General features: G+C 70.3%; 1 pseudogene. It reads left to right on the forward strand.

Annotation, left to right across the window (positions count from 1 at the left end):
- Positions 1–1,150 (forward strand): annotated as a pseudogene (locus ACWDU1_RS32475) (glycine dehydrogenase (aminomethyl-transferring)); the annotation flags it as partial.

The following is a 1,150-nucleotide window of genomic DNA, read 5'->3' on the forward strand; positions in this document are numbered from 1 at the left end:
GCCGTACCAACCGGAGATCAGCCAGGGCCGGCTCGAAGCGCTGCTGAACTTCCAGACCATGGTCACCGATCTGACCGCGATGGATGTCGCCAATGCCTCGATGCTCGACGAGGCCACCGCCGCCGCGGAGGCGATGACACTGATGCGCCGCGTGGATCGCGGCGGCAGCCCGCGACTGGTGGTCGACATCGATCTCTTCCCGCAGACCCGCACCGTGCTGGCCACCCGCGCCGAACCACTCGGTATCGAGATCGTGACAGCCGATCTGGCGGACGAGGGGCTGCCCGAGGGCGACTTCTTCGGTGTCCTGCTCCAGGTGCCGGGCGCCTCGGGGCGGGTCGTGGACTGGTCCGGGATCATCGCGCAGGCCCATGAGCGGGGCGCGCTGGTCGCGGCGGGAGCCGATCTCCTGGCGCTGACTCTCATCACGCCGCCCGGTGAGCAGGGTGCCGACGTCTGTTTCGGCACCACCCAGCGTTTCGGCGTGCCGATGGGCTTCGGCGGTCCGCACGCCGGGTATCTCGCGGTGCGTTCGGCGTACGCCCGCCAGCTGCCCGGCCGCCTGGTGGGCGTCTCCAAGGACGCCGACGGCGCACCCGCCTACCGGCTGGCGCTACAGACCCGTGAGCAGCACATCCGCCGCGAGAAGGCGACCTCGAACATCTGCACCGCTCAGGTTCTGCTGGCGATCGTTGCGGGTATGTACGCCTGCTACCACGGTGCGGACGGGCTGCGGGCGATCGCGCGCCGGGTGCACGCGCACGCCGCGCGGGTGGCCGCCGCCCTGGGCGAGGCGCGAGTGCACGACACATACTTCGATACGGTGTTGGCCCGGGTACCGGGGCAGGCGGAGAGCATCGTCGCCAAGGCCGCCGCCCGCGGCGTCAATCTACGGCTGGTGGACGACGACCGGGTCGCGGTGGCCTGTGACGAGGCCACCACCGACGAGCATGTAGCGGCGGTACTGGACGCTTTCGGCGTCGCCCCGGCGGAACCGGCGCCGGCGGGAATCGGGGACCGGACCTCGGAGTTCCTGACGCATCCGGCGTTCACCCGGTACCGCACCGAAACCGCCATGCTGCGCTATCTGCGGGCACTGTCGGACAAGGACATCGCACTCGATCGCAGCATGATCCCGCTCGGTTCCTGC

The sequence above is a fragment of the Nocardia sp. NPDC003345 genome, assembly GCF_053589395.1.